General features: G+C 48.6%; 17 protein-coding genes. 15 read left to right on the top strand and 2 right to left on the bottom strand.

What is annotated here, in order from left to right:
* Window positions 1-66 precede the first annotated feature (66 nt).
* The 7 genes from ACI1P2_RS07295 (at window position 67) to ACI1P2_RS07325 (ending at window position 8,679) form a co-directional block, all read left to right on the top strand.
* Window positions 67-1,023, top strand: coding sequence for an ABC transporter permease (locus tag ACI1P2_RS07295; RefSeq protein ID WP_355318262.1), 957 nt, complete (start codon window positions 67-69; stop codon window positions 1,021-1,023).
* 79 nt (window positions 1,024-1,102) lie between these two features.
* The gene (locus ACI1P2_RS07300) at window positions 1,103-1,975 is read left to right on the top strand and encodes a carbohydrate ABC transporter permease (RefSeq protein WP_355318264.1); all 873 of its coding nucleotides are present in this window, start codon (window positions 1,103-1,105) and stop codon (window positions 1,973-1,975) included.
* A 49-nt stretch (window positions 1,976-2,024) separates the two neighbouring features.
* Window positions 2,025-3,659 (top strand): extracellular solute-binding protein, encoded by a 1,635-nt coding sequence (locus ACI1P2_RS07305; RefSeq protein WP_355318266.1) that lies wholly within the window; start codon window positions 2,025-2,027, stop codon window positions 3,657-3,659.
* A 189-nt stretch (window positions 3,660-3,848) separates the two neighbouring features.
* Window positions 3,849-5,588: a cache domain-containing sensor histidine kinase gene (locus ACI1P2_RS07310; protein WP_408976158.1), complete on the top strand. Its 1,740-nt coding sequence runs from the start codon at window positions 3,849-3,851 to the stop codon at window positions 5,586-5,588.
* Window positions 5,589-5,664: 76 nt separating this feature from the next.
* Window positions 5,665-7,236 (top strand): response regulator, encoded by a 1,572-nt coding sequence (locus ACI1P2_RS07315; RefSeq protein ID WP_355318270.1) that lies wholly within the window; start codon window positions 5,665-5,667, stop codon window positions 7,234-7,236.
* 248 nt (window positions 7,237-7,484) lie between these two features.
* Window positions 7,485-7,916 (top strand): MarR family winged helix-turn-helix transcriptional regulator, encoded by a 432-nt coding sequence (locus ACI1P2_RS07320; protein WP_355318272.1) that lies wholly within the window; start codon window positions 7,485-7,487, stop codon window positions 7,914-7,916.
* Between the two features lie 13 nt (window positions 7,917-7,929).
* A complete protein-coding gene (locus tag ACI1P2_RS07325) occupies window positions 7,930-8,679 on the top strand; it encodes an SDR family NAD(P)-dependent oxidoreductase (protein ID WP_355318274.1) in 750 nt (249 codons plus the stop codon).
* A 96-nt stretch (window positions 8,680-8,775) separates the two neighbouring features.
* On the opposite strand, the gene ACI1P2_RS07330 is transcribed toward ACI1P2_RS07325, so the two are convergent.
* Complete coding sequence (locus ACI1P2_RS07330) at window positions 8,776-9,531, bottom strand: class I SAM-dependent methyltransferase (RefSeq protein ID WP_355318276.1); 756 nt, start codon at window positions 9,529-9,531, stop codon at window positions 8,776-8,778.
* A gap of 140 nt (window positions 9,532-9,671) precedes the next feature.
* On the opposite strand from ACI1P2_RS07330, the gene ACI1P2_RS07335 reads away from it, so the two are divergent.
* Genes ACI1P2_RS07335 through ACI1P2_RS07355 form a run of 5 tightly spaced genes read left to right on the top strand, consistent with a single transcriptional unit; the run spans window position 9,672 to window position 14,592 of the window.
* Complete coding sequence (locus ACI1P2_RS07335; RefSeq protein WP_355318278.1) at window positions 9,672-11,273, top strand: ABC transporter substrate-binding protein; 1,602 nt, start codon at window positions 9,672-9,674, stop codon at window positions 11,271-11,273.
* 11 nt (window positions 11,274-11,284) lie between these two features.
* Window positions 11,285-12,220 carry an ABC transporter permease gene (locus ACI1P2_RS07340; RefSeq protein ID WP_355318280.1) on the top strand — a complete coding sequence of 312 codons (936 nt, stop codon included), beginning with the start codon at window positions 11,285-11,287 and terminating at the stop codon, window positions 12,218-12,220.
* A complete protein-coding gene (locus tag ACI1P2_RS07345) occupies window positions 12,217-13,020 on the top strand; it encodes an ABC transporter permease (RefSeq protein ID WP_355318281.1) in 804 nt (267 codons plus the stop codon). The genes ACI1P2_RS07340 and ACI1P2_RS07345 overlap by 4 nt, the downstream gene beginning before the upstream one ends.
* Window positions 13,020-13,874 carry an ABC transporter ATP-binding protein gene (locus ACI1P2_RS07350; RefSeq protein WP_355318283.1) on the top strand — a complete coding sequence of 285 codons (855 nt, stop codon included), beginning with the start codon at window positions 13,020-13,022 and terminating at the stop codon, window positions 13,872-13,874. Before ACI1P2_RS07345 ends, ACI1P2_RS07350 begins: the two co-directional genes overlap by 1 nt.
* Window positions 13,837-14,592 carry an ABC transporter ATP-binding protein gene (locus tag ACI1P2_RS07355; RefSeq protein WP_355318285.1) on the top strand — a complete coding sequence of 252 codons (756 nt, stop codon included), beginning with the start codon at window positions 13,837-13,839 and terminating at the stop codon, window positions 14,590-14,592. Before ACI1P2_RS07350 ends, ACI1P2_RS07355 begins: the two co-directional genes overlap by 38 nt.
* Window positions 14,593-14,717: 125 nt before the next feature.
* On the opposite strand, the gene ACI1P2_RS07360 is transcribed toward ACI1P2_RS07355, so the two are convergent.
* On the bottom strand, window positions 14,718-15,731 hold the full coding sequence (locus ACI1P2_RS07360; protein ID WP_355318286.1) for an alpha/beta fold hydrolase: 1,014 nt from the start codon (window positions 15,729-15,731) through the stop codon (window positions 14,718-14,720).
* Between the two features lie 96 nt (window positions 15,732-15,827).
* Between ACI1P2_RS07360 and ACI1P2_RS07365 the strand changes: the two genes are divergently transcribed.
* The 3 genes from ACI1P2_RS07365 to ACI1P2_RS07375 all read left to right on the top strand — a co-directional run bounded on the left by ACI1P2_RS07365 (window position 15,828) and on the right by ACI1P2_RS07375 (window position 19,064).
* Window positions 15,828-16,430, top strand: coding sequence for a TetR/AcrR family transcriptional regulator (locus ACI1P2_RS07365; protein ID WP_355318287.1), 603 nt, complete (start codon window positions 15,828-15,830; stop codon window positions 16,428-16,430).
* Between the two features lie 256 nt (window positions 16,431-16,686).
* Window positions 16,687-18,051: a cytochrome ubiquinol oxidase subunit I gene (locus ACI1P2_RS07370; protein ID WP_355318289.1), complete on the top strand. Its 1,365-nt coding sequence runs from the start codon at window positions 16,687-16,689 to the stop codon at window positions 18,049-18,051.
* Window positions 18,048-19,064: a cytochrome d ubiquinol oxidase subunit II gene (locus tag ACI1P2_RS07375; RefSeq protein WP_355318291.1), complete on the top strand. Its 1,017-nt coding sequence runs from the start codon at window positions 18,048-18,050 to the stop codon at window positions 19,062-19,064. Before ACI1P2_RS07370 ends, ACI1P2_RS07375 begins: the two co-directional genes overlap by 4 nt.
* Window positions 19,065-19,130 lie beyond the last annotated feature (66 nt).

Consider the following 19,130-nt stretch of genomic DNA (forward strand, 5'->3'; position numbering starts at 1 on the left):
CCGAAGGGACTGCGGTACAGTATAAACATCATCGAAAAGCAATCAACCAAGAAAGAAGGTTAGAACATGCCAACAACACCTGTGACCGTCGGAACGGACAGTGTGCCGAAGGCCAAACAAGCCTTTTACGAGACCAAGAGGTTTCGGCAGAATATTCCGCTGTTCCTCATGCTCATACCGGGGATCCTGTATTACGTGATATTCCGGTATCTTCCTATGGGCGGGCTTGTGATCGCTTTCAAGGATTACAATTTCCGCGATGGCATTTTATCCAGCCCTTGGGTGGGACTCAAGTATTTCAAGATTTTATTTCAGTCCGACGCTACGCTGCAGATTATCTGGAATACCCTCGAACTGAGTATTCTGAATCTGATCTTCGGTTTTCCCGCGCCGATCATTATCGCCATCGCGCTGAATGAGGTTCGGAAAAGATGGCTGAAGCGCTGGATTCAAACGATTATTTATCTGCCCCATTTTCTGTCCTGGGTCATCGTAGCGGGGCTGGTTCTCACCTTGTTTTCGATCGACGGCGGCACCCTCAACAAGCTGCTGGAGCAATGGGGAATGGAGCCGGTGCCGTTTCTGTACCGCATCGAATCCTGGGTTGCGATCTTTATCGGCTCCGGGATGTGGAAGGAAATGGGGTTCGGCGCCATTATCTATCTCGCCGCCCTTTCGTCCATTGATCCCAGCTTGTACGAATCCGCCGCCCTGGACGGCGCAGGCAAGATGAGACAGATCTGGCATATTACGCTGCCGGGCCTCCGTCCTACGATTATCCTTTTGCTGATTCTGGGCATGGGCCGCTTGATGGAGGTAGGGTTCGACCAGGTTTACAACTTGCAGAATCCCACAGTCCTGGAAAAAGCCGAGGTCATCAGCACCTATGTGTACAAAGTGGGGTTGCAGAAGGCCCAATTCAGTCTGACCACGGCCATGGGTCTATTCGAGTCTGTTGTCGGCCTGGTACTGCTGTTGTCGGCTAACGCACTGGCGAGGAAATTCGACCAGGGATTATTCTAGCCCATGCTTCCGAAGCGAGTTTTGTACGAAGCTTATTCGGAAAGCAATGCATACAAAACGTTTAGGGAGGGGAACTGCATTGAGAGTGTCGGCTAGCGAAAAGATTTTTTCGGTCTTCGTTCACACAGTTCTGATTATCATTGCACTCACCTGTATTCTGCCTTTCTTGCATTTGATCGCTTTGTCCGTAAGCGAAGGGCAGGCGGTGGATCTGGGGCAGGTCTGGTTCTGGCCGGTGGGTCTTGATTTCACCGCTTATGAATATTTTTTTCAGAACACGCCGGCCTTGCGGGCGTTTGGCAACAGCGTGATCATCACATTGGGCGGAACAGCGCTTAGTATGCTGACTACGGTTCTGACGGCGTATCCTTTGTCCCGCCGTTATCTGTATGCCCGCAAGCCGTTCACAACGGCCGCGCTGTTTACTATGTTGTTCAGCGGCGGCATGATTCCCACTTATCTGGTGATGAACAGTCTGCATTTGACGAACACGTACTGGTCCTTATGGTTTGTTGGGCTGATCAGTACCTACAATATGTTAATCATGAAAAGCTTTTTTGAAAACATTCCAAGTGAAGTGACGGAATCGGCTCAGATTGACGGCTGTGGAGAGATGCAACTGCTTTTGCGCATTATTTTGCCTTTATCCCTGCCTATGCTGGCCACATTGACGTTATTCTACGGCGTTGGTTACTGGAACATGTTTATGAATGTCATTCTTTACATCAATCGGACGGAACTGCAGAATCTCACGGTAATCGTCCAGAGCATGCTGCAGATTCAGAGCATGGACAACATGATGGCGATGGATATCATGCAGCAGCAGGAGCTGGTCTCCGAGAAGCTGAAGGCGGTAGGCGTTGTGGTGATGGTGGTGCCGATGCTGGTGGTCTATCCGTTTTTGCAAAAGTATTTCGTTCAAGGGATTATGCTCGGTTCCATTAAAGGATAGCGGCAATGCATCTGTTCAATATAGATTATAGATCGAGAGGAGCATGCAAATGTTTGAGCAAACATCCAAGTGGGACAAAAGGGTCTGGTTAACCGCAGTACTGGCTATCGTGTTGACGGTGGGGACTGCCGGATGCAGCCAGCCAAAAGAAGGGGGGGAAAGCGGAGATAAACCCGTCATTACCGTATCAAACTATGACAGAGGCAATATCCCGGCAGCGGAGGGAACAGTGGAGGAGAACCGCTGGACCAAATGGATTAATGAACATTCTCCGGTGGAGGCCAGGTTTGTGCCCGTGCTCCGGTCGGAATCGACTCAGAAGTTAAATGTGATGTTCGCATCCGGCAGCGCGCCGGATATTGTCAATGATTATGATACAGGCTTCCGGGATTCCCTGTACCAGCAGAAGCAACTGCTGCCCCTGGACGATTACTTGCAGTATGCTCCCGAATATGAAAAATTGCTGGAGAAGTATCCCAAACTGCGCGAGGTGGGCACCAAGCCGGACGGCAAGCTTTACGAAATCGGCAAAATTAACGAGCCCCATCTGCAAAGCGTGGCGTTTATCCGGGTGGATTGGTTGAAAAAGCTGAACCTGGAGGTGCCGAAAACGACCGAAGAGCTGATTACAGTCTTGAAGGCTTTTGTAGAGCAAGATCCTGACGGTAACGGCAAGAAGGATACGTACGGAACGAATATAAGCTATACCTCCGGCGGCATGGTGGATTCCATGTTCGGCGCGGGCGGTTGGGCCATCTCGGCTGATGACAAAATCATCCGCAGCTGGGATAATACGCTGGAGGCGACGAAATTCAAGAAGAGGCTGTTCGACGAAAAACTGATCGACCCGGATTACCTGGCGGACACGAACGGCTCCAAAGCAAAGAAGGATTATTTGAACGGCAAGGTGGGCGTTTTCCTTCCTCCGCAAATCAGCAACTGGTTTGAGAGTACGGTCACCGATATCAGGACCATCAGAAAGGTGGCCCCGGATGCGGAAATTGCGCCGATGATGCAGCCCGCGTCTCCTATGGGACTGTTTACCCATCACGTGACCAACCCGATTCAGATGACGACTGTGGTTAACGCCGCAGCCAAAGATCCCAAGGCTGTGATGGAATATATCAACTTTATGCTTCAGCCGGATACGGCGTTGACGCTGAAAAAGGGGCTGGAGGGAGAACATTGGAAGAAGGGAGCGGACGGAGCGCCCATCGTGATTGATCTCGACAAGAATATGAAGGAAGTGGATTGGGCCATGGACTACACGATGTTCTATTCACTCCCGCAGAACGAATTTTTGACCTCCCTATCGGCATTTAATGTGGAGGATCCGGATCAGAAGGCTGGGCTGGAGATGATGAAGCAAGCGGACCAGTTCTTGCTCAATCCGGACGCCAAATATCCCGCTCTGAGTCATTACGAGCATATGCCGGTTCTGCCAAGCGACCTGGTGGTCATCAATACCAACGTGAGCAAAGAAGTGAGCGACATCATTGTCAAAGGAATCATCGGCGGGCCCAAATATACGGCCGAGCAAGCTATTGCGGATGCTAAAGCAGCCTGGGAGAAAGGCGGCGGCAAGCAGATCGAGGAATACATGAATACGTGGTATCAAGAAAATAAAGACACGGCCTTCCTGGGCGATGATGTACTGGAAATGGTCCGCTCTCAGCTAAAGTAAAGTTCGGAGGGAGCTCCCGGAATAAAGTAAATATAGACTTGGTCCGGTAGCAGCCAGGCCAAGTTTTGTTTTAAAATTACGATGAAAGGGCTTACAATCGGATTACATCATCGTTAAGGGGAGGGAGCGAGACTGAATCCGATAAGCTGGCCGGGGAGAATTACCGGAAAAATGAAGGGCAGCTTCAAGTTGAAGCTGATTGTTCTGCTCTCGTGTATGGTCACACTAGCCTTTGCATTAGCGGGGTGGCTGGTCTACCGCTTAAATGTCCAATTGATGGAGGACGAGATCAGCAAGCAGTTCTCCATTGCCAATGAACAGGCTTTGGCCAGATTGGAACTCACCTTCCAGGAGGTAAGCCGGGTATCCCAATCCATTATACTGAACCCTTCTATAGAATTGTTCGTCACAGAGAGCCTTGATCCCGGAGGGGATCTCTATACTCAATTCAAGAACCGTAAGTACGTGGAGGAGCAACTGATCACGCTGCAAGTGGATACGCCGTCGATCCGCTCCATCTTTCTGTTCAATGAACATGGAGATTTGGCTATTTTCTCCCAAAATGGGGCGTCAGGAGAACCCGGACCTGAAGAAATGGCCATGGTGATGGGCAAGCTGGAGTCGCATCGGGGGAACTTGGTCTGGGGGCGGGCCAGTCTGCCCAGTGCCGTAGATCCCGGCGGACGCCGGACGGTGCTGATCGCCGCCAGACGGATGCTCAATGATAAGCTGATTCCGTACGGAACCATGGTGGTGGTAATGGAGGAAAGGCTGGTATCCAAAGTGCTGCGGGATCTTACGGAGAACGGCAACGGCAAGGTACTGCTGCTGGAGCCCCAGGAGGGACTGCTCTACTCCAATACGAATCAGGAGGAGACGGAGCAACTCATGAGCTTGATCGAAGCCGGTGATCCCCAATATGCCAAGATGAATGGGGTCACCTATTTATTTGTCCGCCATCGTCTGGAACCGGCAGGCTTCACGTTATACGGAGGGGTTTCTCTGGAGGAGATTCAACGCAAAAACAAGGACATCATCCATATCTTTGTTATTGCCGGAATTGGCGTCGTGCTTCTCAGCGCGCTGCTGATTACGATTTCTACCAGAACCCTGCTGAAGCCTCTGGCCGATCTGTTGCGGGGGCTGCGCAAATTGCGTTCGGGGGATTTCTCGGCTCGGATCAGCGTCCGTTCCGGCGATGAGCTCGGGTTTATCGGCGAGAGCTTCAACAGCATGGCGGAGCAAGTAAGCACTCTGATCAACAAAGTGTACCTGGCCCAGATCAGTCAGCGGGAATCGGAATTAAAAGCCATTCAGGCGCAGTTGAACCCTCATTATCTGCATAACCTGTTCAATGAACTGTATTGGAAGCTGTATAACGACGACCAGGCGGAGGCGGCTCTCCTGATCAACGCCATCTCGGAGATGCTGAAGTATTCGCTTAAATCCGTCAAGACCGATACGACGCTGGGAGAAGAACTGCAGCAGATACGGAATTACATTAAGATTCAGACCGAATTGTTTACCGGCGAGATTGAAACGATCATTCAGGCCGAAGAATCGTTGCTGGGTCTGCGGATGATGAGATGCCTGCTGCTGCCGGTGGTGGAAAATGTTTTTGTGCATGCCTTCCGAAACATGGATGAAGACCGGGTGCTTAGGGTGAAGGCGGATTTACGGGATGGAGCGCTGCATATCGAGGTGGCTGACAACGGCTGCGGCATGGATGACAGCACTTTATATGCTTTGAAGGAAGCTAAGGATGCGCTGCCGGAGAACAACAAAACGGGAATTGGCTTTAAAAGCGTGCTGCGGCGCATTGAACTGGTGTACGGGGCTCCTTACGGAGTAGAGATTTCCAGTGTCAAGGGAAAAGGAACGACCGTTCACATCAGGCTTCCCATTCAGACGATCCCGAAAGAGTACTAGGCCTATGCTTTCGAAGCGAGTTTTGCTCGAAGCTTATCAGGAGGTAACGCTCACAAAACTTTTGGGAGGGAAACGGATGAAAGCGAAGCTGTTTATCGCCGAAGATCAGCCGAATTTTCGCAAAGGATTGCTCAAGCTGGCCGGGAAACGGTCCGCCGAGTGGGTGGTGGCGGGAGAAGCGGCAAATGGCCGGGCCGCTCTGTCTTCGATGGAGCAATGCGTCCCGGATTTGCTGTTAACCGATATCCGCATGCCCCATATGGATGGGCTCGAACTTGCCGAGGAAGTCAAGACTCGCGGCTGGGGGACCAAGATTGTGATCATCACGGGATTTAAGGATTTTGCTTACGCCCAGTCCGCCCTCAAGTTTGGAGTGCTGGACTTTATCACGAAACCTTGCGTAGAAGTGGATATATTAAACATGCTCGACCGGACCTATGTACGGCTGATCGAAGAGAATCAGTCCGGGTGGCTGGTGGCGGAGTGGAAGCGCCAGCATGAGGACAGCCAGCTTCGCTCAGCGATTATGGGCATGTCCTGCAACAACGGAGAGGTGGAGGCTTTACTCGGACGGATGAATGAATGCGAGCTTTACTTTCTTAGCATCCCCACCTATATTTCCGCGGAAAAACATTATTCCGCCCAGGATATGCCGCTATTGCAATTTGCTCTCGGCAACATTGTCAGGGAGCATTTGCATAAATGGTATGGCGGCGGCTTCCGGCTTTTTTCCTTGAGTTCATCGGAATGGGCTTTATTGGCGAACCGGACGGATTCCCGGCCGGGAATGCCTTCTTCCTGGTTGCAGACCCTCACCGATTCGATTCAGCATTATCTGAAACTGGCGCTTGCCTGCTGCGGACAAGGACGATGCCGCACGGCGGAGGACCTGCGCCAGGCTTACGAACGGTATTGCAGCGGGCCGGGACGGGAGGTGGTCGGCAAGGGCAGTACTGCCTATGAATTTTTACTTAACCAGACGGTGCTTTACGAAAAGGAGAAGGAAATCGTATCCTGGCTTATGTCGGGAGACAACAGCCGGTTGAACAAGGAGCTTCTGGATCAAGTGGTGCGAATCAGCAGTATGCCCCCGCAAACCGCCAAAATCGAAGCCCTGCTCCTGGCCGCGGCCCTTCTCCGGCTGGTGCAAGTGCAGTTTCCCATATGGCGGATGGCCGCACGTTCCATCGAGTGGGGTTCCGTCTACAAATGCGAGACGCCCGAAGAGATTGCGGCTTGGCTGCAGGTATACATCCATGAATTCCTGCGTTCCCATAACAGCTGGCTTGCCGGCAAAATAGACAATCCGGTCAAGCAAGCCATCCAGTTTATCGAAGAGAAATATATGGACGAATGCGGATTGGCCGAGGTGGCGGCCCATGTTCATCTCAACCCCAGCTACTTCAGCAACCTGTTCAAGAAAGAAACCGGCGAAAGCGTCACCGGTTATATCCAAAACTTGCGTGTACAGAAAGCGAAGATCCTGCTCAAAAGCACCGACATGAAAATTTTCGAAATCGCCCAAGCCATCGGCTTCAACGATTCCAATTACTTCACGCATATGTTCAACAGAATAGCAGGGCTCCCACCAAAGGAATACCGCAAGCGGACAGCGGAGCCGCAGCAGGGAGTCACGGATGGATTTTGATGCGAAGGGGCAGTCTAATTCTCTTGACGTGGACGATAAACTAAAGGATGAACTTCGGAAAGTTCAAGATAAGCAAGCAAGCTTACTAAATTCCGTTCCCTTGGAGCGGTTTTCTTTTTTCATAGGCCGCTCATACAGCAATTTAGGGGCTTTTTGTTTTTTGGATAGATCGTTTGATCTGTGTTGCTTAACATTTTTATATATGCTAAACTGTCAACTAGTTGACTATTTGTTGAGGAGCAATGATGATGAGCAGCCAAGGTATGGATGTGATTTCAGACACGATTAAAGCCGCTAACCTGTTATCCAGGAAGGGAGGTGAGATCGCTTCTAAATGTAAACTTACAAGTGTACAGCAATGGTTGATTCTGGGCGCCATCGCGCAAGCGACCAAAACTTCGTTAGGCGATTTAAGTCAAAGAACGATGGTGACGAAACAGAACATTACCAAAATGATTGAACGCATGAAGAGTTCAGGGCTTGTAAGAACGTATCAGGATATGGAGGATAAGCGTTACGTGTATGTTGAGCTGACGGAAACGGGAAATGAGAAATTGGAGCAGCTGGAAGAGATGCTGGCAGAGATGGATCACAAGGTTCTTAGCGCATTTACCGAAGAAGAGCTCAAGCAATTCTCACAATTTCTGAACAAGCTGATCAATCAGTTTGTGGAAGATTAAGGAGTTGTCGTAAATGGGGAAAGAAGCAAAAGTAGCGTTGATAACCGGAGCCGGGCGGGGGATTGGTGCAGCTGCGGCGAAGGAATTGGCGGCGTCGGGGATGAGGGTTGCAGTCAATTATCTTTCGGACCATGCCAGTGCGGAAAGGGTTGTCGATGAAATTGAACGCCTCGGAGGGGAAGCCATAAAGATACAGGCAGATGTATGCGATGCCGAACAGGTGAATTCCATGGCAAAGCAGGTTATCAACCGTTGGGGTACCCTGGACATTCTGGTCAGCAATGCGAATATTCCATTTACCATTAAACCTTTTCTTGACATGGAATGGGACGAAATGGCTGAAAAGCTGAAGTCTGAAATTCAAGCCGCCTTTAATTTGACGCAGGCTGTTGTTCCATTTATGAAGCAAAATGGCTACGGACGTATCATTTACGTGGCCAGCAGTGTTGCCAGGACCCCCGGAAGGGGCTTTATAGCGCACGGTACGGCAAAAGCCGCACTGGTGCAATTTGCGAAATTCATCGCTCAGGAATTCGGCGAGTTTGGCATTACGGCGAACATTATTTCTCCAGGGGCCGTAGAAACCGAGGCATCCAAGGATCAAATAGAGCGGTATCGAAGCGCGATGATCGCGGAAACGCCGCTGAACAGGATCGGTCAGCCCGAGGATATCGCAAGAGCCATTGCCTTATACGCAAGCGAGCGGTCCGGATTTATTACTGGCTCCTATGTACCTGTTAATGGCGGAAAAGATATGAGTTGAAACGCATCCCCTCGGGGGCGCTTTTGGATAGCCGCCGACCGAACACAAATCGCCGCTGAACTTCCGTTCGGCGGCGATTTGCAGTTTAGGCGAAGCTTATTTTTCAGCAACGATAGCAAACATGGGCCTGTGACGGTTTAGAATTTGTTCTCCTGTATTGTAAAACTTAGTATCGAATCCTTCATGGACCTGGATTTTAGTAAAACCAATAAACTTAAGCATTTCACTGTCCCATCCCGGTCTTCTTACATAGGTCAATGGCAAGGTAAGGGCCAGTTGATCTCCTTCCTCAATGTCTTTCTCTTCGCGGTACGGCAAATAACCCTGTTCTGCAGCCTCCTCTTTAGCCTTTCTGAAAAGCTCCGCCTCCTGGGGATTGCTTAAAAACAAATTCCAATTTGCATCGAAAATTATAACGTGGCCCCCGTCATTAAGCTTTCCGTACCAATTTTGATAAGCTGCAACAGGGTTATACAAAAACCAAGTTACATTCCTGGAAATGATGATGTCAAATGTTTCTTCCGTCTTATATTCGATGATATCAGTCTCAATAATCTTGATATTGCAGTTATATTTTTGTGCATTTTGTTTAGCTCTGGCCACCATTTCAGGTGAGGAATCAATGGCGGTAACCTGATGACCCATGTGACTGAGCAAAACCGCAAAAAATCCGGGCCCTGTTCCAACATCCAGAATCTTTAAATTCCGCTTTCCGGATAAAAGATGACTCAGGATCGCATTCCATTGATCATATGTATCTGTTGCGAATTCAGTATTTACGATTTCATCATAGACATCTGCTCCTTTGTCCCAATAATCACGATATTGTTGTGCAAGTTTATGCTCAGCCATTAACCTCTGGTCTCCTTTATTAAAAAAATATCTTGCAAATAGTAAATATTACGATTAATAATATACAAAGATGACTTCGTATGCAAGTGATCATGATCATTTGCAGCAGTTTAATCACGAGAGAAGTAGGAGGAGTAGGGATGTTTAGCAGATTTCGTTTCAGTATTGCAATCGTTTTGACGCTGTTGCTGCTTGTGGGGTGCACACAAGCCGAAAGTTCGATATCCGTTTCTGGCCAAGAAGCGGACAAACAAATCTTTGTAGCAGTAACCCAGGATGGTGAAGGAGATAAACTGGATGCCGCGACTTACAATGGGACACGGCATATGCATGCCGCTGTGTATGATGCGCTTGTGGAATATGAAGGAGAAGGTAAAATTGCCCCCAGCTTGGCCGAGTCATGGGAAATCTCCGATGACGGAAAGACCTACATTTTTCATCTAAGAAAACAAGTGAAATTCTCGGACGGCAGTCCGTTGAATTCAGCGGCCGTTAAGTTTTCATTGGAGCGAGCGATCAGCAGAGAAGAGAATGCAACGCTTGAAATATCCCGTTTGCTGAAAAAAATAGAATCCCCTGATGACAACACCGTCGTACTTACATTTAAAGAAACTGCAACTCAAGTATTGTATGAGCTTAGTCAGGCAAGGCCTTTTCGGATTATGAGTCCAAACTCGGTAACTCCTGCGGGAGATGTGAAAGGAGACTTTCGCCAGGCGATCGGCACAGGTCCATGGAAAATAGGCAGCTATCAACAGGGAGTTGAGACAGTTCTGGTGGCAAACGAGCACTATTGGTTAGAGGAACCATCGGAATATTCGCTTGTTTTTAGAGTGATTACAGATCCACAGGCAAGAGTCCTGGCGCTCCAATCCGGAGAGGCGGATCTTGCAGGCGGGGAACTTGGCAATATTCCGGCGGAAAGTATAAGTGTTTTTCAAAATAACGACAAGTATGTGGTGGAAACGGGAACCAGTACGATGTCCTATTTTTTGGTCATCAACCAGAACAATGCAGCTCTATCGGATAAAAATATACGCCAGGCCATCAATTATGGAAATGATACGAGTAAATATGCAGATGGAAGCAGCGAACCAGTCAAGGGATTGTTTCAGGATAAAGTCGCCTTTGTAACGGCTGATAATCAGCCTTACTATCCTTATAATCCGGAGAAGGCAAAACAATTGATCGAAGCCTCGGGCTACAAATGGAATGAGAAAAAGCAGCTTTATGAGAAAAATGGGCAAGTCTTGCAGCTGCGGTTGGTGATCCAAACGGAAGAATATCCGGAGTGGAAAGAAATGGCTGAAATTTTTCAGGACAACATGAAGCAGATCGGAATGCAAATTAACATCGTGAATCAGGAAAGGGCAGCTTACTACGATACGTTATGGAGCAGTAAGGATTATGACCTGCTTATGTATCGGACTTATACGGATGCTCAATTGCCGTATCGGTTCCTGTCTTCTTTATTCTACAGTTCGCCATCAACGCCGGGAGCAGCTTATCAAGACCGTCCATTGTCAGGCCTGCTGGATCAGATTGCTTCCACCATCTCAGTAGAGAAGCAGCAGATGTTATTTGACCAAGTGTTTCTTCGCATGCATGAGGAAGCGATGTCGGTGCCGATTTATTACGCTAAGCAAACCTTTGTTCATACGCGTGAACTTGCCGGCTTTACTTTTAATGCCATTGAAGACGATCCTATAAAATGGCATCACTTAAAGAAAGAAGCACAATAATGCTGCGTTCCATGACCCATCGTTTGTTGATGCTAATGACCACATTTGTCCTGTTTTCATTGTTCGTTTTTATACTCATGCGCCTGGCGCCGGGTGATCCGGCGTCAATGATGCTGTTAGACATCGGAGCGGTGCCTGAGCGAGCGTTGGTGGCTAATCTACAGGAGCAATGGGGGCTTGATCAATCGTTTATTCAGCAATACATAGCTTGGGTGCTTCAAATTTTCCAAGGAGAACTGGGAAATTCTTTTATGTCCGGAGAACCGGTATTGAACGAAATCATGGACCGTTTAGATCCGACAATCAGACTGATTGCAGGCTCCTTTTTGCTTACGATGTTTATTTCCATACCGGCAGGAATTTGGTTAGGCTTGAATTCCGGATCGATTCCGGATCGAGTGGTTTATTCGGTAACGATTTTGGGGTTGTCCGTCCCCTTATACTGGCTTGCTATTCTTCTGATGTATGCTTTCGGTGTGATCTGGCCGATTCTTCCGGTTGTCGGCAGCTCTTCCGTACAGCATTATGTGCTTCCGGTAACTGCCATTTCCCTGGTGCAAAGCGTTTACTTCATTCGGATGGTACGCTCATACACCGTGCAATACAGTAAATTCTTCTATATTGAGGCGGCAAAAGCCAGAGGTTTGCGGCCCTCTATCTTTTACCCGGCTTATTTGTTCCGCGCCATGTTTATCCCGATCCTGACGTTAATCACGACCAGCTTGCCAAGCTTTTTTGGAGCCGCTATCATCACAGAAACGATTTTTAGTTTTCCGGGGTTCAGCAAATATATGCTTGAGGCGATTTACCGCCGTGATTTTCCCGTCATTCAGGGGAGCGCGCTGCTGGTGGCGGCTTTTATATTTGTGTTTCATTTTATGGCCGATATCCTTTATTTTGTGGCCGATCCACGTGTTCATCTTGACAAACAGAGGTGGGAGCTATGATGAATCTCGTGCGGGCGAATAAGCTTCCAGCAACAGCTTTGTTGTTTATTGTGCTTCTTATTATTGCCGGGTTAAGCGCATCATGGATTTCACCTTATGATCCGTTCCAAACCAATCATCATGAAAAGCTCATTCCTCCAAGCCTTTCTCATCCGTTTGGAACGGATTATCTGGGAAGAGACTTGTTAAGCCGTGTGTTGCACGGGATCAGCGACTCCGTGTTCCCCGTTTTCGCAGTTCTCAGCGTTGTTATGTTGATCGGACTGCTCGTTGGCGCACTGAGTGCTTTTTGGGGGAATAAGCTTGACATGTTGATGATGAGTGTGACGGATATTTTTACGGCATTGCCGAATGTCCTGCTCACCATTGTGGTCGTTGGCTTTCTCGGTTTTGGTATGGAAAATGTCTATTTCGCGGTGATTCTGTCCTGGTGGGCCAAGTACGTAAGATTAATTCGCGGTTTGATCCATGATGTGAAAAAGGAGCCGTATATAATCGCCAGCAGGGTAAGCGGATCATTTGGAATGAGGACGATCATACGACATATGTTACCGAATATTGCGCCACAGATTGGAACCATGCTGATTTTGGATGTAAGCAAGGTGATTTTGACTTTATCCGGTTTATCCTTCTTAGGAATTGGCGCGCAGCCGCCTTCACCCGAATGGGGTGTGATGTTATTGGATGGGAAAAATTATTTGCAAGTTGCACCATGGATGGGGTTTTTCCCGGGGTTTATGATTTTTCTGACAGCCTGTTCGTTCCAGATTGTTGGCGAGCGGCTCAGGAGGGAGAAGTAATGGATGCCGCAGTGGAAATCAAAAATCTGAGTATTAGAAACGCAAATGGCCGGCCGCTTGTACACAATAGCAGTTTTTCTTTGGAGTCGGGGAAAACTTACTGCTTATTGGGAGAAAGCGGAAGCGGTAAAACGTTAACCAGCAAAGCTATTTTAGGAATGCTTCCTGCAGGTCTGCAGATGTCAGGCGATATCATGCTGCACGGCAAAGACCTGAATCGTTTATCCAAAAAGGACTGGCGCAAAATCAGGGGGAAACAGGTGGGCGTCATTTTTCAGCATCCTGAACAAGCATTGCATCCATCGCTCCCGATTGGCAGACAATTATGTGATCTTATGCTTAGTCATTTACCGATATCGAGGTATGAGGCTGAGAAACAAGCGGAAAAGATGCTGTCTCAAGTGTTCTTGAAAGATACGGCGCATGTGATGAAAAGTTATTCTCATGAGCTGAGCGGCGGCATGAATCAACGTGTCATGATCGCGATGGCGCTTCTGTTACAGCCTGAAGTCGTCATAGCCGATGAGCCGACGAGCGCGCTTGATGTCACAACTCAGGCTGAAGTCATATCCTTATTGCATCATCTAATATTGGATCTGAACATGAGTATGTTATTTATTACGCATGATATACTGCTTGCAAGTTATCTTGCGGATACGATCGGTGTGATGCGTGACGGAGAAATGATAGAACAGGGAAACGCCGAGCGAATATTAGGACAACCCGAGCATGAATATACCCAGCAATTATGCAGGTATCGATCGCAAAGACTCCTTAGCAAAGGAGGTGCCGACCCCAATGCTTCAAGTTCAACAGTTGTTCAAAGAAATGAATGGAAAGCAAATTCTGAATGACATCCATTTTGTGATAGAAGACGGAGGTTCCTTAGCCATCGTTGGCGAGAGCGGCAGCGGTAAATCCACGCTGGCACAGCTGATTATGGCCTTAAAGCAACCGACTTCGGGTCACATTATATTTAACGGGCAGCATCTGCCCCGCAAAGGCATAACATCGTATAAAAAGTGGTATCGCGATATTCAGATTGTTTTTCAAAATACAGCCTCAACATTGAACCCGGCGCTGAGCTTGTTTAAGTGTCTGGAAGAACCACTAATTAACTTTACAAGTTTGAATAGAACGGAGCGTAAAAAGAGGATTCTGGAGTATTTAGACAAGGTAGGTCTTCGGGAGGAACTTCTAACATCCCGGCCAGGCAAATTAAGCGGTGGACAGTATCAAAGAGCCTGCCTGGCTAAAGCACTGATGATCCATCCCAAACTATTGATCTGTGATGAAATCGTCTCGAACCTTGATATTGTATTGCAACAGCGGATCATAGAACTGCTTAAGAACATTCAGCAGGAACAAGGGTTGTCTCTTCTGTTCATTACCCATGATCTCTCGCTTGTACCCGGACTGTGTCAGGATATCTTAGTGATGAAAGACGGGAGAAAGATAGAGCAATTTCATACTTCTGACCTTCATAATGAGCGAGTGCGGGACGCCTATACAATCACGCTGCTTAAATCAACTGAAATGCTTGAAACCAAGTGGAGAATGAACGAGGTCTAGGACAAAACCAGCCCGCAAATTGCCGATACAGCATTTGCGGGCCGGTTTCACATGATTAGATCTGTTTTATCCTTCGTATACGCTGTACGCAAAATGATACACTTATGCTGAACTTGTAGAAACGGTTACCGCCCCGGCAATACATCGAGAATCGTATCGACGACCAGCTCCGGCTGGTCATGAATGACCATATGGCCGCTTTTTTCTGCGACAATGAAACGGCTGTCTGTCGAGATATCCAGCATTTTCCGCTGTCCGGACTGCCAGATCGCCTCAAGCTTCTGACCAGCTGTTTCGGAAATGCCCACTTGGGCGTAATCCTGCGGGAGACCACGGGCAATAATTCGCACCGGTAAAGAGCCTAAACGTTGTCCCCGAATGGCATCTTCGGTGGTGTAGGCGAGTTCACCCTCTTCTTCCTTCGCTTCAAAGAAGCTCGGAGTTGCAATCACATTGATAAATTGCCCCCGATCTTCCTTCGCCACCATGCCTTCTAGTAAAGCATCTTGGAACAGACGCAGGATTCCCGATTGCTTGAGCAGCTTAAGAGTGGAGGCTGGCGGGTTTCCAGTAAAATTCTCCTGCTCCAGGATCGCTTGCGTATCCCTCTCATCATCCTCGGGCCTCGCGTCGACAAGGACCAAACCCATGACCTCGTCCGGGTAGGTTTGGGCAAACAGCCGGGCATACATCCCGCCCAAAGAGTGTCCGACCATAAGGTAAGGCCCCGGGATATTTTCCTGCTTCAATGCGCTGTAAAGCTCGCGGACGATCTGATCCCCGGTGCGCTCGCGATCTGCCTTCTCGCTCCACGCATACCCCGCCCGGTCGTAGGTGACGACCGTCGCATAAGGGGCGAGCTTGTCCGGGATATCACGCCAGGACAAGCTCGTTTCCCCGCTTCCCGCCTCGAGTACAATCGTCGGGGAGCCGCTGCCCGATTTCACCAAATGAAGATCATATCCGCCCACATCCACCATTTTGCCGGGAGGAGGGTAGGCTTTTGCGGCTTGTTTCGAAGCGATGGCTTCATAAGTGAAAGCAGCGGTGATCCCGATGATCCCAACGGCCAAAATAATCCCCAAACCGTATATGAGCTTTCTCCATATCGATGTTTTCTTCTTTTCGCTTTTGCTCATGTAAAGGTTCCTCTCTTATTTCTGTTTATTTAATACATTGTGCTAAAAAGATTTTAACACGTTGTACTAAAAAAGAAAAGAACGTATAATAACACTATGCCTAAAATCGTGAACCATGAAACGCAAAGACGTATAGTCGCAGAAGCCGCATTAAGAGTGATTCGGCATTCAGGCCTGGAGCAGGCTACCGTGCGCAAAATCGCGGAAGAGGCGGGACTGTCTGTCGGATCTATGCGCCATTATTTTTCATCGCAGGTAGAGCTGTTTGCCTTTTGTATGAATATATTTGTCGAACGGGTCGAGAAAAGATTGGAGGCTTTTGAGCTTCAAGGGCCGCTGCTGGCGGACTTGAAGAGATTGCTGCTGCAGCTTTTGCCTGTCGATGAGGAGAGAACGCTGGAAATGGAGGTCTGGTTTGCTTTTCATTCGAAGGCCCTGGTTTATCCCGAATTGAGGAGGTTAAGTGCGAATATTCAAGATGGGTTGTATAAAGCCTCCCGTTTCGTGCTGGAAGAGATCGTAAAAAATCGGTTAGCCCGGCCCAACTTGGATATCGAACTGGAGACAGAGAAATTGTTTGCATTCATCGACGGATTAGCCGTGCATAGAATCTTACAACCGGACAGGCTGTCGGTGGAAAGGCTGGAAAGCCTCTTGGAATCTTATCTGGCGGCTTTATGTTCCGACACAAGCTCCTAAATTCGCTTTTGCAGCGATTTAGGAGCTTTTTGCTGTTATTACCACACATCGGGGAACGGATCAATGACTCGATAGGGTGGTTTTCTTTGTTTTTCACCGAGTTGTCAGAAAGTTTTGATTCTTTTTTGAACTGAGCTCCTTTCGTGATTAATTTGAGACATTGCGTCGTTATAATAAATTTTAAATATCGGGCATGTTTTGGCTGGATTCAATCCCGATGATTGAAATAACAGTGATTGAAAGGAGACAGTCTGGCGTGGTTATAGATACTGTGCTGTGGAGTAAATGGCTGACAGGGATGACATTGGCGTTTCATGCCATTTTTGCAACGATTGGCGTTGGTGTTCCATTCATGATTGCCATTGCCGAATTCGTCGGTATACGCAAGAAGGACCCTCATTACATACTCATGGCCAAAAGATGGACGAGAGGTTTTATCATTTCCGTGGCTGTAGGCGTGGTGACCGGAACGGCGATTGGCCTGCAGCTTTCGCTTGTGTGGCCGAACTTTATGCAATTGGCGGGAAATGTGATCGCACTTCCGTTATTTATGGAGGTTTTTGCGTTCTTTTTTGAAGCTATTTTCCTGGGGATTTATTTGTACACATGGGACCGGTTTCGCAATCCTTATACTCATTGGCTGCTGACGATTCCGATTGTCGTTGGGGCCGGCATGTCCGCTGTTTTTATTACGACAGTGAACGGATTTATGAATCAGCCCGGAGGTTTTGTCATGGAAGCGGGCCAATTTACGGCAGTCAATCCGCTGCAAGCGATGTTTAATACGGCGACGCCCTCCAAAGTATTTCACGTCGTAACCTCGGCTTATTTGACGGGAGCCGCCCTGCTCGCGGGAATCGCGGCCTACACGATGCTAAGAAAAGGGCCGTCGGCGTATGCCAAGAAAGCATTAAAGCTCATGATGGCCGTAGTGCTGGTGTTCAGCCTGCTGACAACCCTGGCCGGGGATATGTCGGCCAAGTTTTTGGCAGAGCATCAACCGGAGAAGCTGGCGGCGGCGGAATGGCATTTTGAAACGGAGAGCGGTGCGGATTTGATTTTATTGGGCTGGCTGAATGCGGAGCAGAAGGTCATGGGAGCCATTCACATTCCGAAAGCGCTCAGCTTCCTGGCTTTTGGAGACTTTAATGCCGAGGTAACGGGACTGGAGGAGTTTCCCCTCGATGAACGGCCGCCGCTGCTTGTGCACTATTTGTTTGATTTCATGGCCGGGATCGGTTTTGTGATGTTGGCCGTTGCGCTGCTGTATTTTCTGTTTTTGTTCTGGAAGAAACGCAGTGAGCTTAACAAGTGGCTGCTTCGGGGGATTGTTTTTAGCACGCTGCTATCGTTTCTGGGTGTTGAACTAGGCTGGTTTTATGCGGAGATCGGGCGGCAGCCGTGGATTATCCGCGGATATATGCGCGTAGAGGAAGCGGCCACTTCGTCACCGAGTGTGAGGATTCTCTTTTTCCTCTTCCTGCTTTTGTATATTGTACTGGGAACCATGTGTGTCATTGTACTGAGGCGCTTGTTCCGTAATAAACCGGCAGAAGCAGAACTGGAAAAGCTTGTGAAAGACAAGCATGTTCAATCCATGGAAAAGGGTGAGCCGGTATGATCAGTTACGAGTTGATAGGCATCTCCGTGCTCTGGCTATTTTTGTACGGTTATTTAATTGTGGCCTCTATTGATTACGGCGCCGGCTTTTTTGCCTTCTATGCCCGTCTCACGAAGCGGGATCACCTGATCAATCGTTTGATATCCCGTTATTTATCGCCGGTCTGGGAGATTACGAATGTGTTTTTTGTCTTTTTCTTCGTTGGCATCGTCGGTTTTTTCCCCGACACGGCTTATTATTACGGCTCTGCGCTGCTTGTACCGGGGAGTATCGCCATTATTCTGCTGGCTATTCGCGGCTCCTTTTATGCGTTTGAAAATTACGGCTCCAAAGAAAATATCGTGTATCTGTTTTTATATGGGGCAACGGGTCTGCTCATTCCGGCTTCTTTGTCGGTGGCACTGACGCTTTCCGAGGGCGGTTATATTATGGAGCAAGGCGGAGCTGTTTTTCTGGAATATGGGTCGCTGATATCAAGCCCATTGTCGTGGAGCATCGTCGCCTTGGCCATCGTATCGGTGCTGTTCATTAGCGGATCGTTCCTGGCCTTCTACGCTTCCCGGGCGGACGATCAGTCTGCGCTGAAGCTGTTGCGGACCTATGCCCTGTTTTGGAGCACACCAACGATTATTGCCGCACTTACGGCATTTATTTATCTCAGCCAGCACAATGAGCGCCATTTTCAAAACATGATGGATTTATGGTGGCTGCTCGCGCTTTCCGTCGGTTTTTTCATGATAGCCCTGTGGCTTCTGTATAGTGGGCGCCGCTACGGACTGGCTTTTATATGTGTCATGCTGCAGTTTTTCTGTGCCTTTTTTGCGTACGGGATCGGGCAATATCCTTATATTCTGGATCCGTACATTACCATTCAAGGCGGGGCCACGCAGGAGTCGATGGGCATTGCGCTGGTGGTTGCCTTTATCGGCGGCCTGTGCCTGCTGGTACCGTCCCTTATTCTGGTCTTCAGGTTATTCCTGTTTGATGCGGATTATGTCAAAGGTAAAAAATGAGCCAACACGTGCATGACTGTATATTTGGAGTACCTAACAGGCGTATGTATAAAGGAGGGAAGTCTG

Origin of the sequence: Paenibacillus jiangxiensis, assembly GCF_046098255.1 — a bacterium.
Taxonomy (GTDB): Bacteria; Bacillota; Bacilli; order Paenibacillales; family Paenibacillaceae; genus Paenibacillus; species Paenibacillus jiagnxiensis.